The following is a 12,475-nucleotide window of genomic DNA, read 5'->3' as shown; positions in this document are numbered from 1 at the left end:
AATGCTCAGACCGCGGCGCGGCGGCGGCGGCGGAGCGAGAGCTCGTCGTCCGCCGCGTGCACGGGGCCGCCGTCGAGGCGTTCGGCAGGCAGCTCGGCCAGTTCGCCGGAGAGCTCGCGCAGCGCGCCCGAGACGGCGATGCCGAACACACCCTGGCCGCCGGCCAGGAGGTCGACGACCTCCTCGGCCGACGTGCACTCGTACACGGTGGCGCCGTCGGAGAAGAGCGTGACGTTCGCGAGGTCCTTGATCCCCCGCGTCCGCAGGTGGTCGACGGCCTTGCGGATGTTCTGCAGCGAGACACCGGTGTCGAGCAGCCGCTTGACGACCTTCAGGACCAGGATGTCGCGGAAGGAGTACAGCCGCTGTGTGCCCGAACCCGTGGCGCTGCGCACCGACGGGGCCACGAGACCCGTACGGGCCCAGTAGTCCAGCTGGCGGTAGGTGATCCCTGCAGCGGCACACGCCGTCGGGCCGCGGTAACCCACGAGGTCGGTGTCGACCTCGTCGTACGGCGGGGCCCCGACTGCGGCATCGCTGAACAGCTGACCCTGGGAGCCGTCCCTCTGGTCGCTCACTCCAGCGTCCTCCTCTGGTCCCGCCCCGCTCACGCGGTCCGGGTCGACGGCTCGCACCCGAGGGGGCGACTGCACCCACTGACCGCGGATGTCACACCGTTGTTGTTCGCCGACCGTAAGCCGGGCCAGGGGTGGGGTCAACTGAGCGGGACGGCGTGTCGGCCCGCTCATCATTTCGAGTGGAGGACACCCGGGGAGCTGCCGATCATCAGAACTTGCCAGAGATGTGACCGGTGGGACGGGTGAGGTGATTCCTCACCTCACGCAGGACCGCCCGAGCCGGAGCCGGCTCCGAAGTCCTCGGGCGAGATCTGGTCGAGGAACTCGCGGAACTTCTCGACCTCGTCCTCCTGCTCGTCGGGGATCTCGATCCCCACCTCGTCGAGCAGGTCGTCGGCCCCGTAGATCGGGGCGCCGGTGCGGACGGCGAGGGCGACGGCGTCCGACGGCCGCGCGCTGACCACGCGCTCGTCGCCGAAGACGAGCTCGGCGATGTAGATGCCGTCGCGCATCTCGGTGATGTTCACGGCCTCGAGGGTCGCGCCCAGCGCGGTGACCACCTCGCGGAGCAGGTCGTGCGTCATGGGCCGGGCCGGCCGGACGCCCTGCTGCTCGAAGGCGATCGCGGCGGCCTCGACGGCGCCGATCCAGATCGGCAGGTACCGCTCCCCCTGCGTCTCCTTGAGCAGCAGGATGGGCTGGTTCCCGGGCAGCTCGACGCGGACACCGACGACTCGAAGCTCCTGCACGGTGCGACTCCTCGGCTGCGGCCCGGGGGAAGTGGGCGGCTCGTTCTGGTCAGGCGGCGGTCGGACGCCGTGGACGGTCGGGAACGCCGGGCGGCCCCGTTCCGCGGCTTCTGTTCTGCCGCGTTCACGGTACGCCCGACTCAGGGACGCAGGAGATCCCGGAGGCGTGCTTCCAGGAGGGCGGTGTGCAGCTGGGCGGACAGCGTCGCGAGTTCGCGCAGCTTCTCCGTGGCGCGGGTCCGGGCCTCCTCGGAGCGGGCGCGCAGCACCGGGGCGACCAGCTGCTCGACGAGCCCGGCCTCGCGCTCCACCCCGCTGCGGTAGACCCGCAGGTGCCGGGGCTCGATGCCGTGCCGGGCCAGCCCGGCGGCGGCGCGCGCGACCGGGAGGTCCCCGGCCGGGTGCCGACCGTCGGCGTCCGTGGCGAGCAGGCCGAACTGCACCAGGTCGGCCAGCTGCTCGGGCTCGAGGCCCGCCGCCCGGGCGAACTGCTCCGCGGTCAGCGGGGGCACCCCGGCCACGCCGTCGCCGTCGCCGTCGCTGTCGACGGCGGGTGGCGGCGGGGTCGAGCCGCCGGTCGCGGCGGGCAGGGGTTCACCGCGGTCGAGGGCCTCGAGGTGCTCCTTGATGACGCGCAGCGGCAGGTACTGGTCGCGCTGGGCGGCCAGGACGTACCGCAGCCGGCTCACGTCGGCGCGCGAGAACTTCCGGTACCCCGACGGCGTCCGCTGCGGGTGCACCAGGTCCTCGGACTCCAGGTACCGGATCTTGCTGATCGTCACGTCGGGGAAGTCGTCGCGAAGAACAGCCAGCACCTCGCCGATGGTCAGACGAGGCGTGCGCTGATCGGCGGCGTCCCCGAGCGCGCTCTCGCGCTCGGGCACGCTCACTAGCGAGCGGCCGGCTCGCCGGTGCGGGGGCCGGTCAGGTAGACGAGGCGGAACTTGCCGATCTGCACCTCGTCACCCCCGGCGAGACTGGCGACGTCGACCGGCTCGCGGTTGACGTAGGTGCCGTTGAGGCTGCCGACGTCGTGCACCGAGAAGCCGCCGCCCTCACGGTGGAACTCCACGTGCCGCCGGCTGACGGTGACGTCGTCGAGGAAGATGTCGCTGTCGGGGTGGCGGCCCGCCGTGGTGACGTCCTGGTCGAGGAGGAAGCGGCTGCCCGCGTTCGGTCCACGCTTGACGACCAGCAGGGCCGAGCCCGCCGGGAGCGACTCGACCGCGCCCGCGTGGGCATCGGCCGCCGACTCGGTGATCTCGGGCTGCTCGGCCGAGTCCTCCCCGCCGACCTTGGGGATCACGCTCGTCGACTCACCGACCCGCTCCTGGGCGAGGGCCGAGCCGCACTGCGCGCAGAAGCGACTGCCCTCGGGGTTCTCGTGGCCACATCGAGTGCAGTGCACGTCTGTCTCCTCCTGTGCGAGGGGCCCCGCCGCGGGCCTCGGAACGGGCCGCGAGCGGCCGGCGGACGACGAGCCGGACGGTCCGTCGTGGGTCGGCCGCCGCGGAGGCGGCGGACCGTGGTCATGGAACCAGCCGGTCGACCCGAGGGTCAACCGGACGTTCAGGGTGTGGGACCGCGGTCCCCGTGCTGGTCACCGGGGTTCCGGCGCTCCCACGAGATCCGCTCCCACGAGATCATAGTGATCGCCGCGCCGCCATGGCCGGACGGCGGGGCCGTCACGAGCCGTCGACCACGGCCTGGTAGGCGTCGGCGTCCAGCAGGCCGCCGATGGGGTCGCCGCCCTCGCCCGGCACGCTGATGTCGATCAGCCAGCCCGCGCCGTACGGATCGGCGTTGATCGTCTCGGGAGCGTCCGTGAGCGCGTCGTTCACGGCGGCCACGACGCCGGCGACCGGCGCGTAGATGTCGGACACGGACTTGGTGGACTCCACCTCCCCGACCGGCGTGCCGGGGGCCACCTCGTCGCCCACGGCGGGCAGCTGCACGAAGACGATGTCGCCGAGGGCGTCCTGCGCGTGGTCGGTGATGCCCACCCGGACGACCGTGGAGGTGCCGTCGGTGCCCTGGACCAGCGCCCACTCGTGCTGGTCGGTGTAGCGGCGGTCGTCAGGCGTTGCCATGTGGGGCGTCTCCAGGCGTCGTGGTGGGGGCACCGAGGTCCTTTGTCAGTCGTCGGTGTCGGGCGAAGCGTATTGAGGCGTGTCGAGGGGTCGCAACGCGTCCACCACGACGAGGTCGGACGGCTCGATGTCGACCGTTGCCCCCTGCCGGGTCAGATCCTGCACCACGCCGCCCGGGATGTTGAGGGCGGTCTGCATGCTCTCCGGCGCGCCGATGACGACGAACTCGTAGGGGGCGGTGATCGGCCGGCCGTCGACCATGAGCTCCCCCGGCCGGCCGGTGATCGCGGAGGAGACGCCGACCCGGACGTCGTCGATCTGCATCGTCTCCGCACCGGCTCCCCGGAGCTCCTGGATCGCGTCGACGACGTCGCTGACCCGCACGTCGTCGCCGGGGTCGCGGATGGTCATGGTGAGGCCGGGGCCCTGCGCGGCGATGGTCCCGTTGAGGATGCCGATCGCCTCCGCCCGGGCCCGGGCCTCGTCCAGGGCGGCGGCGGACTGGCTGTCGGAGTTGGTGAGCTGCTGCAGGGCGTTGCGCTGGTCGGCGATCTGCTCGCGCAGGCGCTCCTCGCGGGCGTCGAGGTCGTCCAGGATCCGGACCAGGTCCTCCTCGCGGGCGCCGGCGTACTCCTGGTCGTCGCCCACGCTGCGCACCTGCACGGCGAACGCGAAGCCCAGCAGCAGGGTCAGGACGCCGATCAGCGCGGCAGCGAGCGGATCGCGGGTGCGGCGCGGCTTCGCGGCCGGCCCGGGAACCGGCACCGCGTCGGTGGCCGCCGGTTCCGGCTCGACGTCCTCGGGAAGGGTCGCGTCGACGACGGCGGCGTCGGACACCGGGGCGTCCGCCGCCTCCGCAGCCGGCTGCTCCGGTTCCGCGGGGGCCTCGACGGGCTCGTCCGCCTCGCCCGCCGGGGCCTCCCCCGGCTCCTCGCCGCGGTTGCCGGGCCCGAAGGGGTGCGGGACGACGACCTGGTCGTCCGACGGCTCCGGCCCCGTCACGGGCGGCTGGTCGCCGCTCATGCGCGGAACACGTGCCGTCGGATGGCGGCGGCATTGCCGAAGATGCGGATGCCGAGGACGACCACGACCGCCGTCGACAGCTGCGCACCGACGCCGAGCTGGTCACCCAGGAACACGATCAGTGCCGCGACGACCACGTTGGAGACGAAGGAGATGACGAAGACCTTCGCGTCGAAGATGCCGTCCAGCCGCGCCCGGAAACCGCCGAACACCGCGTCGAGGGCGGCGACGACGGCGATGGGCAGGTAGGGCTGCAGCCACAGCGGCACGGTCGGGTCGAAGAAGAGGCCGAGGAGGACGCCCGCCGCGAGTCCGAGGATCGGGATCACGGGGTCAGCCTCCAGGCACGGGGTCGGGGGTGGGGGCCGGCGGGTCGCTGCCCTCCGGTACTGACGAGCGCAGTTCGGGGATGCTCGCCGCGGGGACCGTCAGCTCGTCCTCCTCGGCGTAGTCGAACCGCAGCCCGAAGGTCTGGGAGATCACCGCGAGCGCGTTGACCTCCGGGCTGGTGAGGAACCGGGTGGCCAGGGTGTTCGCGTCGCCCAGCGCCCTGATCTCGTACGGGTTGGTGACCGGCCGGAAGTCGACGAGGACCGCCTCGCCGGCGAACCGGATGGCGGTCGTGGGACCGAGCCGCTGGCCGTTGATGCTGACCGCCTCCGCCCCGGCCGCCCAGAGCGCGTTGACGACCAGCTGCAGGTCGCCGTCGCGCACCCGGCCGCGCGGGTCCGACTCCTGCGTGCCGCCGCCCACGGGGTCCTCGTCGGCGGTCGGGTCGGCATTGGCCAGGGTCACGAGGAGACCGGGCCCGGTGAGGGGCACCGCGGCCGCGCCCAGCTCGGCCCGGGCCAGGGCGTCGCCGGCCCGCTGGCCGACGGCGCTGGCCGCGAGGAGCTCGTCGCGGGTGCTGGTGACCTCGGTCCGGAGCGTCTCGAGCTGGGCGGCGAGGTCGTCGGTGACGTCCGAGCCCTGCTGGATGTCGTCGACCAGCGCGGCGCGGACCTGCTGGCGGCCCTGGACGGTCGCCGCGGCCTGGTCGTAGGTGACGGCCAGCAGGAGCCCCGCCACGACCATCGTCAGCGCGACCGTCACCCGACCGCGCAGGCGGGGCCGGGTCCTGCCGCCCGCTCTCCGGGCAGCCGCTGCCTGGGCGTAGGCGGGGTCGAGCGTCTCGTCGAGCACGGCGTCGAGGAGCGAGGCGCCCATCGAGCGCCGTCCGCCGCCCCGCGGAGGTGCGGTCACCGCGCCGGCCGGGACGCGGCCGCCCGCTCGGCCCGCACGATGCCCACCACCTGGATCAGGTAGAAGACCCCGGCCAGGACGTAGAGCGCGGTGCCCCAGATCGTGAAGGCCCAGGCGAACGGCTCGATGACCGTGGCGAGCCAGCCGGTGCCGTCGGCCAGCAGCAGGCCGGGGAAGGCGTACAGCAGGAGCAGGGTGGCGGCCTTGCCCAGGTAGTGCACCTGCAGCGGCGGGTACCCGTAGCGGCGCAGCACGAGGAGCATGACGGCGAGGACCACCTCACGGCCCACCAGCACGGCGACCAGCCAGATCGGCACGATCTCGCGGAGCGCCAGCGCCACCAGCGTGCTGACGATGTACAGCCGGTCGGCGGCCGGGTCGAGGAGAGCACCCAGCTTGCTGCTCTGGTCCAGCCAGCGGGCGAGCTTGCCGTCGAGCCAGTCGGTGAAGCCGGAGACCATGAGGATGGCCACGGCCCAGCCGTCGGCCTCGGGCCCCAGCAGCAGCCAGAGGAAGACCGGCACACCCAGCAGCCGGAGCGCCGACAGCGCGTTCGGCCACGTCCACACGCGGTCGGGCAGGCTCTCGCGGTCCGTCACCGGAGGCGACCCGGCGGTCGGCAGCGACCCTGGCGGCGGAACCGGGATGGCCGCCGACGGACCGTTGGACGACGTCACTGCTTCCCCACCTCGCCCGACAGCCCGCTGCACACCGCCCACGAGGCTAGTGGACGGACACAGCTGCCCCGTTCAGGCCGACACGGCGAGGTTCGCCGGCGCCGGCTCGTAGCCCAGAGGACGGCGGGCGAAGCTGCCCGTGCCGTGGGTGACCGATCGGAGCACGCCGGGATAGGTCAGCAGCTCCACCTCGGGCACCTCGGCGCGCACCGTCGTCCGGTCCCGTGCCGGATCGGCCTCGCTGCCGGTGACCCGGGCCCGGCGTCCCGACAGGTCGCTCATGACCGCACCGACGTACTCCCCCGGCACGACGACGTCGACCTCGCACCACGGCTCGAGCAGCCGCGTGCCGACGGCGGCAGCCAGCTCCCGCAGGGCCAGGGCGCCGGCGGCCTGGAAGGCGGCGTCGGAGGAGTCGACGGAGTGGGCCTTGCCGTCGACGAGGGTGAGGCGGACGTCGACCAGGGGGCGGTCGCCGGTGATGCCCCGCTCGGCCTGGCTGCGGATGCCCTTCTCCACGCTGCCGTGGAACTGGCTCGGGACGGTGCCACCGACGATCCGCTGCTCGAACACGATCCCGGAACCCGGCGCTCCGGGCTCGGCGTCGACCACGACGACGGCGTACTGGCCGTGCCCCCCGGACTGCTTGACGTGCCGGCCGGTGACCCGGGCCGCGCCGGCCAGCGTCTCCACCATCGGGACGCGGACGGGGACGGTGGTGACGGCGACGCCGTGCCGGGTGCGCAGCCGCTCCAGCAGGACCTCGGCGTGCGCGTCGCCGACGCACCACAGCAGGAGCTGGCCGGTGTCGGGCCGGCGGTCCAGGCGCACGGTGGGGTCCTCGGCGACCAGCCGCGCCAGCGCCGTCGCCAGCCGGTCCTCGTCCGACCGTGACGCGGCCTCGAGGGCCACCGGCAGCTGTGGCGTGGGCAGGTCCCACGGCGGGACCAGCCGCGGGTCGTCCGGGGAGGAGAGCGTGTCGCCGGTCTCCGCGCTGGCCAGCCGGGCCACCGCGCAGATGTCACCGGCCGGGCAGGAGGCGACGGTCCGCAGGGCCGCACCCAGGGGTGAGGAGAGCGCGCCGATCCGCTCGTCCACGTCGTGGTCGGGGTGCCCGCGCTCGGTCATCCCGTGTCCGGAGACGTGCACCGGGACGTCGGGGCGGAGGGTTCCGGAGAAGACCCGCACGAGGCTGACGCGGCCCACGTAGGGGTCGGTCGTCGTCTTCACGACCTCGGCGACCAGCGGGCCGTCGGGGTCGCACTCCAGCGAGGAGGTCGCCGACCCCTCGGGCCGGGAGACCGGCGGGCAGCCGTGCTCCATCGGGCAGGGGAAGCCGCTGACGATCAGCTCGAGCAGGTCGGCGATGCCCACGCCGGTCAGCGGGGCCGCGCAGAGCACCGGGTGGAAGTGCCCGCGGGCGACCGCCGTCTCCAGGTCCGCGATGAGGTCGGCCTGGACGAGCTGGTCGCCGGCAAGGTAGCGCTCCATGAGCGCCTCGTCCTCGCTCTCGCCGATGATGCCTTCGATCAGCTCGGACCGGAGGCGGTCGGCGTCGGGGGCGTCGACGTCGGGCTCGAGCAGGTTCACCAGCCCGCGGACCGACCCGTCGGCGGCGCGGTCGACCAGGTGGACCGGGTAGACGCCCTCTCCGAGCAGCAGCTGGCAGAGCCGGACGGCGTCGTCGACGTCGGCACGGGCCCGGTCCAGCTGGGTGACGACGACGGCCCGCGGCATGCCGACCGCCGCGCACTCCTCCCACAGCTGCACGGTCGCCGCATCGACACCGTTGACCGCTGACACGACGAACAGCGCGGCGTCCGCCGCGCGCAGGCCGGCCCGGAGGTCACCGACGAAGTCGGGCGACCCGGGGGTGTCGAGCAGCGTGATGCGGTGCCCGGCGTGCTCGACGGTCGCCACGCCGAGGGACACCGACCGCTGCTGCCGGACCTCCACCTCCTCGGTGTCGAGGGCGGTGGTGCCGTCCTCGACGCGTCCAGCCCGCGGCAGGGCGCCTGCCGCCACCAGGAGGGCCTCGGCGAGGGTGGTCTTGCCCGCCCCGGCGTGGCCGACGAGGGCCACGTTGCGCACCTTCTCCGCCGGCCGCGGGGCCGGCGCCGTCCCGGTGTCCTTCGCCATCGGCCGGGGCTCAGCCGCGCGCGGCTCCGGCACGGACCACCGAGGCGGTGCCGGCCGGGTAGAAGAGGGCGGTGTGCCCGTCGGGTTCCCACCGCACCCGGTAGGGCGGTCCTCCCCCGGGCTCGGCGCACTCGATGACCTCGCCGACCCGTTCGGGCTCGCCCTGGTGGGTGGACCGCACGAGGATCCGGTCTCCGACATGAGCTTCCACGGCGGCCTCCTGGAGGTTCGACTGTGGTGTGCCTCACAGCCTGCCCGTCCGGTGGAGCCCGATCAAGAGTCCTCGGGACGCCGGCCCCGCGGAGTGCCGCGTGCTGCGGCACGGGCCTCCAGCGTGCGGGCGCCGCGCCGGTGCACCGCCCAGCCGACCGCGATCAGCAGCACGCCGGAGGCCAGGAAGCCGAGGTCCCAGCTCAGCGGCGCGCCCAGGTCGTCCCGGACGTGGTGGACGCCGAGCAGCTGGTGGTCGATCAGGCCCTCCACGAGGTTGAAGATCCCCCAGCCGGTGAGGACCAGGCCGACGTGGAACGGGTAGCTCGGCGCCAGTCGCCCCTGCCGCCACGCCCTGATCGAGGTGATCGACGCGGCCACCACGCACAGCCAGGTGGCCAGGTGGAAGAAGCCGTCGGCGACCGTGTTGACCTCCAGCCCGGCCAGCGTCGTCGGGGGCGTCTCCGCGCTCACCATGTGGTGCCATTGCAGGATCTGGTGCAGCACGATGCCGTCGACGAAGCCACCGAGCCCGAGACCGAACAGCAGCCCCGATGTCCGCGGTGGCAAGTCCCGCCGCGCCGTCGTCCACTGCTCCGCCGTCGCCATGCGGCCGGGACTACCCCGCTGCCGGGCCGGGCACCCGCTCGCGCATCCTGGGGGCATGAGCCCGAGCGACCACGCGGCCGGCCGCGACCAGGAGACCGGGCGGGCACACGCCGTGCTCGCCGAGACGGCGGACCTGCCGGCGCCGTGGGCAGCGATCTGCGGAGCATCGGTCGGCGTCGTGCAGGGCAGGTGGAACGGCCCGCGGGGCCTCGGCTCCGCCGACCCCTGCCCGGACTGCGTCCGCCTGTCGCAGGGGTGACGTCGGCTCCGGCGGTCGTGGCCGCCCGTTCGTCTTCCCTGCGGACGACCCATCGGTGTTGGGGATAACGGTTCACGCCCGACGGGTCTCGACGAGCTGGATCAGCGCTGCGCGATCGCCGCAGCCACCGTCCCGAGCGAGTTGGTCGCCAGGTGGAGCAGCACCGGTGCGAGCAGGCTGCCGCTGCGCAGGCGCAGCCAGGTGAACAGGAGCCCCGCCACCGCCGTCCCGGCGCAGACCAGCACCACCGCCCCGACGCGGGCCGGACCGTCCGCCAGGTCGTCGGCGACCAGCTCGTTGGCGGCCAGGCCGCCGAGCGTCGGTCTGATGTGCCAGAGGCCGAAGGCCGCGGCAGCGATGAGCGCCGCCCGGCGCACCGGCACCATCCGGGCCAGCGCCGCGACGAGCACCCCCCGGAAGGCCACCTCCTCCCAGACGACCGTGCCGAACGGCACCCGGACGAGGACCCGGACGGCGAGCTCGCCGAGATCGATGCCGGCGCTGCGGTCGTCGGCCAGCAGCGGACGCAGCGCCGGTACCGCCAGCGCCACGGCGTACCCGGCGGCGACGAGGGCCAGGGCGGCACCGCCCCACCGGAGCCCCGGGCGGAGCCGGCGCCGGGCCATGCCGAGCTCGTCCCAGGACAGGCCGGATGCCCGCGCCACCGCGAGCAGCACGGCGGTCGCCAGGGCGTTGACGAGCGGATAGGACGCCGGATGCCCCGGAGTCCGGGTGATGACGACGTTGTTCCACAGCAGCAGGACGACGAGCAGGACGGCGACCGCGAGAACGGGCAGCGGGCGAGGAACGGGCCGGGCCTGCGGATCGGGCACCACGGCAGGCTGCCAGACGCGCAGGAGCCGGGCCCGCCGCCGGGCGGACTCCCCGGGCGGGAGCAGCCCGGCGTCGGGCGGGCGGTCCTCTTGCTCGGAGAGGGAGCATGGCCGTCCGCGGTGCCCGGGCAGGTCCCGGGCCGGCGATCCCCGCCCGGCGGTTCCCGTCATGGCGCCCACTCCGTCCGGCCGGCCGGGGGCCGACGTCCTGCCCAGACCGTCGGGCACGGATCGGGTCGCTCGCCTCGCCCGTGCCGGATGAGCCCTCTCCTGCGTCCACGCAGATCCCATCCCGGGCCGGCTGGGCCCACCCGTTGACACGGGCGCGGCCAGGCCCAATAGTTTACCGAGTGGTTCACCGTCAGTTCGCGGCCCTGGGGGACCCGACCCGCCTGGCCATCGTCGAGCGGCTCGCCCGCGGGCCGACCTCCGCCGGGGACCTCGCGGCGCCCACCGCGATGACGCTGCCGGCCGTCCTCAAGCACGTCCGCGTGCTGGAGGAGGCGGGGCTCGTGACGACCGCCAAACGCGGCCGCGTCCGCGAGTGCCGGCTGCGCGACGACGCGCTCGTCGACGTCGCCGCCTGGACCGCACAGCAGCAGGCGCTCTGGTCGACCCGGCTCGACGCGCTCGGCAGCCTCCTGGAGGACACGTGACCACCGCCCCGCTCCTGTCGTTCGACCTCGAACGCACCTACCCGGTACCCCCAGAGCGGGTCTGGGCCGCCTGGACCCGTGCCGACCTGCTGCAGCGGTGGGTCTGCCCGCACCCGGACTGGCGCGTGGCGACGTGCTCGGTCGATCCCCGCCAGGGTGGGGGCTACCGGGTGCGGTTCGGCCCCCGGCCGGACGGCGACGCCTACCGCGAGACGGCGACGTTCGCCGTGTTCGAGCCCGTGGAGCGCCTCGTGCTCGACGTGCTCACCTCGGGCGAGGACACCGCCCAGAGCTCCCGCTGCACCGTCCTCCTCCTGCCGGTCGAGGGCGGGACCCGGCTCGAGCTCCGGGTCGAGGGGAAGTCGGGGCCGCAGACGGCCGAGCACATGCGGATCGGCTGGCAGTGGTGCCTCGAGGGCATCGCCGAGCAGCTCGACGTCGCAGCCTGATCACCACCCGTCCCGAGCCACACCTCCGGAGGAGCCATGACCGCCCCCGTCCCCCGCACCCGCGTGCGTCGCGTCGCGCCGATGCCGTTCCGCAGGAGCGGATCGAGCCACCCGTGCTGAGGCAGGTCGCCGACGGCGTCCTCGTCCACCGGAGCGAGCTGCTCCGGAACAACACCGTCGTGGTGCAGGGCCGGGCCGGCGTCCTGCTCGTCGACCCCGGGATCACCGGCGCCGAGATGACCTGCCTCGCGAACGACCTCCGCGGGCTGGGGCAGGAAGTCGTGGCGGGCTTCGCGACCCATCCCGACTGGGACCACGTGCTCTGGCACGCCGCGTTCGGCGCCGCGCCCCGCTACGGCACGGCCCGCTGCGCGGTGTTCCTGCGGGATCTGCTGTCGCACGCGGACTGGCCGGCCCGCGTCGCCGAGGGGTTGCCGCCGGAGATCGCCGACGACATCCCGCTGGGCGGGTTCGGCCTCGTCACCGGCCTGCCCGCCGGAACCGCACGCATCCCCTGGGACGGCCCCGAGGTCCGGATCATCGAGCATCCTGCGCACGCCGAGGGGCACGCGGCGCTGGTGATCGGGGGACGGGAGATCGAGGGACAGCACGTCCTCGTCGCCGGCGACATGCTCTCCGACGTCCTGGTGCCGTTCCCCGACCTGGACGCCGCGGACCCCATCGAGGACTACCTCGAGGGGCTGCGGCGGCTCGAGGCTGTGGCGGGCGACGTCGAGGTCCTCGTCCCCGGTCACGGGTCGGTGGGCGGGCCGGATCAGGTGCGCGCACGGATCGAGCTGGATCGCGCATACGTGCAGGCCCTGGGCGACGGCCGGGCTCCCGAGGATCCGCGGACCGGGCCGTCGGCCACGTTCGGCAGGGGTTGGCTCCCCGGCGTGCAGGCCTGGCAGGTGGAGCAGCTCGCCCGCACGAGAGCGCAGGACCGGACGCTCGACTAGAG

17 protein-coding genes are annotated in these 12,475 nt (G+C 74.2%); 4 read left to right on the top strand and 13 right to left on the bottom strand.

From position 1 onward, the window contains the following. Window positions 1-5: 5 nt before the first annotated feature. From CRP30_RS06900 to CRP30_RS06845, 12 genes are all read right to left on the bottom strand, one after another. A complete protein-coding gene (locus CRP30_RS06900; protein ID WP_097183250.1) occupies window positions 6-578 on the bottom strand; it encodes a MerR family transcriptional regulator in 573 nt (190 codons plus the stop codon). A gap of 260 nt (window positions 579-838) precedes the next feature. Then, the gene (locus tag CRP30_RS06895) at window positions 839-1,327 is read right to left on the bottom strand and encodes a bifunctional nuclease family protein (protein WP_097183249.1); all 489 of its coding nucleotides are present in this window, start codon (window positions 1,325-1,327) and stop codon (window positions 839-841) included. Window positions 1,328-1,467: 140 nt separating this feature from the next. Further along, a complete protein-coding gene (gene ftsR / locus CRP30_RS06890; protein ID WP_097184020.1) occupies window positions 1,468-2,211 on the bottom strand; it encodes a transcriptional regulator FtsR in 744 nt (247 codons plus the stop codon). Between the two features lie 5 nt (window positions 2,212-2,216). Further along, window positions 2,217-2,735 carry an oxoglutarate dehydrogenase inhibitor Odhl gene (gene odhI, locus CRP30_RS06885; RefSeq protein ID WP_097183248.1) on the bottom strand — a complete coding sequence of 173 codons (519 nt, stop codon included), beginning with the start codon at window positions 2,733-2,735 and terminating at the stop codon, window positions 2,217-2,219. A gap of 277 nt (window positions 2,736-3,012) precedes the next feature. Further along, entirely contained in the window at window positions 3,013-3,417 is a 405-nt protein-coding gene (gene gcvH, locus CRP30_RS06880) for a glycine cleavage system protein GcvH (RefSeq protein ID WP_097183247.1), read from the bottom strand. A gap of 45 nt (window positions 3,418-3,462) precedes the next feature. Further along, window positions 3,463-4,440 (bottom strand): DUF881 domain-containing protein, encoded by a 978-nt coding sequence (locus tag CRP30_RS06875; RefSeq protein ID WP_097183246.1) that lies wholly within the window; start codon window positions 4,438-4,440, stop codon window positions 3,463-3,465. Further along, window positions 4,437-4,769, bottom strand: coding sequence for a small basic family protein (locus CRP30_RS06870; protein ID WP_097183245.1), 333 nt, complete (start codon window positions 4,767-4,769; stop codon window positions 4,437-4,439). Before CRP30_RS06870 ends, CRP30_RS06875 begins: the two co-directional genes overlap by 4 nt. A gap of 4 nt (window positions 4,770-4,773) precedes the next feature. Next, window positions 4,774-5,646: a DUF881 domain-containing protein gene (locus tag CRP30_RS06865; protein ID WP_097183244.1), complete on the bottom strand. Its 873-nt coding sequence runs from the start codon at window positions 5,644-5,646 to the stop codon at window positions 4,774-4,776. Between the two features lie 32 nt (window positions 5,647-5,678). Continuing rightward, complete coding sequence (clsA, locus tag CRP30_RS06860) at window positions 5,679-6,281, bottom strand: cardiolipin synthase ClsA (protein ID WP_097184019.1); 603 nt, start codon at window positions 6,279-6,281, stop codon at window positions 5,679-5,681. 150 nt (window positions 6,282-6,431) lie between these two features. Next, complete coding sequence (locus tag CRP30_RS06855) at window positions 6,432-8,498, bottom strand: elongation factor G-like protein EF-G2 (RefSeq protein WP_097183243.1); 2,067 nt, start codon at window positions 8,496-8,498, stop codon at window positions 6,432-6,434. Between the two features lie 10 nt (window positions 8,499-8,508). Next, window positions 8,509-8,709: a DUF1918 domain-containing protein gene (locus CRP30_RS06850; protein ID WP_097183242.1), complete on the bottom strand. Its 201-nt coding sequence runs from the start codon at window positions 8,707-8,709 to the stop codon at window positions 8,509-8,511. 62 nt (window positions 8,710-8,771) lie between these two features. After that, a complete protein-coding gene (locus tag CRP30_RS06845) occupies window positions 8,772-9,317 on the bottom strand; it encodes a DUF2243 domain-containing protein (protein WP_097183241.1) in 546 nt (181 codons plus the stop codon). 55 nt (window positions 9,318-9,372) lie between these two features. Between CRP30_RS06845 and CRP30_RS06840 the strand changes: the two genes are divergently transcribed. Next, window positions 9,373-9,576 carry a hypothetical protein gene (locus CRP30_RS06840; protein ID WP_097183240.1) on the top strand — a complete coding sequence of 68 codons (204 nt, stop codon included), beginning with the start codon at window positions 9,373-9,375 and terminating at the stop codon, window positions 9,574-9,576. A gap of 101 nt (window positions 9,577-9,677) precedes the next feature. Here the strand turns inward: CRP30_RS06840 and CRP30_RS06835 are convergent, their stop codons facing one another. Next, window positions 9,678-10,409, bottom strand: a complete 732-nt coding sequence (locus CRP30_RS06835) for a CPBP family intramembrane glutamic endopeptidase (protein ID WP_235003233.1) — start codon at window positions 10,407-10,409, stop codon at window positions 9,678-9,680. A gap of 350 nt (window positions 10,410-10,759) precedes the next feature. Between CRP30_RS06835 and CRP30_RS22950 the strand changes: the two genes are divergently transcribed. The 3 genes from CRP30_RS22950 to CRP30_RS06820 all read left to right on the top strand — a co-directional run bounded on the left by CRP30_RS22950 (window position 10,760) and on the right by CRP30_RS06820 (window position 12,473). Beyond that, complete coding sequence (locus CRP30_RS22950) at window positions 10,760-11,065, top strand: ArsR/SmtB family transcription factor (RefSeq protein WP_235003232.1); 306 nt, start codon at window positions 10,760-10,762, stop codon at window positions 11,063-11,065. Beyond that, the gene (locus tag CRP30_RS06825; protein ID WP_159961589.1) at window positions 11,062-11,514 is read left to right on the top strand and encodes an SRPBCC domain-containing protein; all 453 of its coding nucleotides are present in this window, start codon (window positions 11,062-11,064) and stop codon (window positions 11,512-11,514) included. Before CRP30_RS22950 ends, CRP30_RS06825 begins: the two co-directional genes overlap by 4 nt. 113 nt (window positions 11,515-11,627) lie before the next feature. Further along, the gene (locus CRP30_RS06820) at window positions 11,628-12,473 is read left to right on the top strand and encodes an MBL fold metallo-hydrolase (protein ID WP_097183238.1); all 846 of its coding nucleotides are present in this window, start codon (window positions 11,628-11,630) and stop codon (window positions 12,471-12,473) included. The last annotated feature ends 2 nt before the right edge of the window (window positions 12,474-12,475 follow it).

The organism is Blastococcus haudaquaticus (assembly GCF_900230285.1).
Classification (GTDB): Bacteria; Actinomycetota; Actinomycetes; order Mycobacteriales; family Geodermatophilaceae; genus Blastococcus_B; species Blastococcus_B haudaquaticus.
The sequence above is the reverse complement of the archived record's forward strand: the minus strand, read 5'-3'. Positions and strand labels throughout refer to the sequence as shown.

Bases quoted from the DNA above. Each gene is read 5' to 3' on its own strand.
- CRP30_RS06865 (WP_097183244.1), bottom strand. From the start codon at position 5,646: ATGGGCGCCTCGCTCCTCGACGCCGTGCTCGACGAGACGCTCGACCCC.
- CRP30_RS06855 (WP_097183243.1), bottom strand. From the start codon at position 8,498: ATGGCGAAGGACACCGGGACGGCGCCGGCCCCGCGGCCGGCGGAGAAG.
- CRP30_RS06845 (WP_097183241.1), bottom strand. From the start codon at position 9,317: ATGGCGACGGCGGAGCAGTGGACGACGGCGCGGCGGGACTTGCCACCG.
- CRP30_RS06840 (WP_097183240.1), top strand. From the start codon at position 9,373: ATGAGCCCGAGCGACCACGCGGCCGGCCGCGACCAGGAGACCGGGCGG.
- gcvH (WP_097183247.1), bottom strand. From the start codon at position 3,417: ATGGCAACGCCTGACGACCGCCGCTACACCGACCAGCACGAGTGGGCG.
- CRP30_RS06875 (WP_097183246.1), bottom strand. From the start codon at position 4,440: ATGAGCGGCGACCAGCCGCCCGTGACGGGGCCGGAGCCGTCGGACGAC.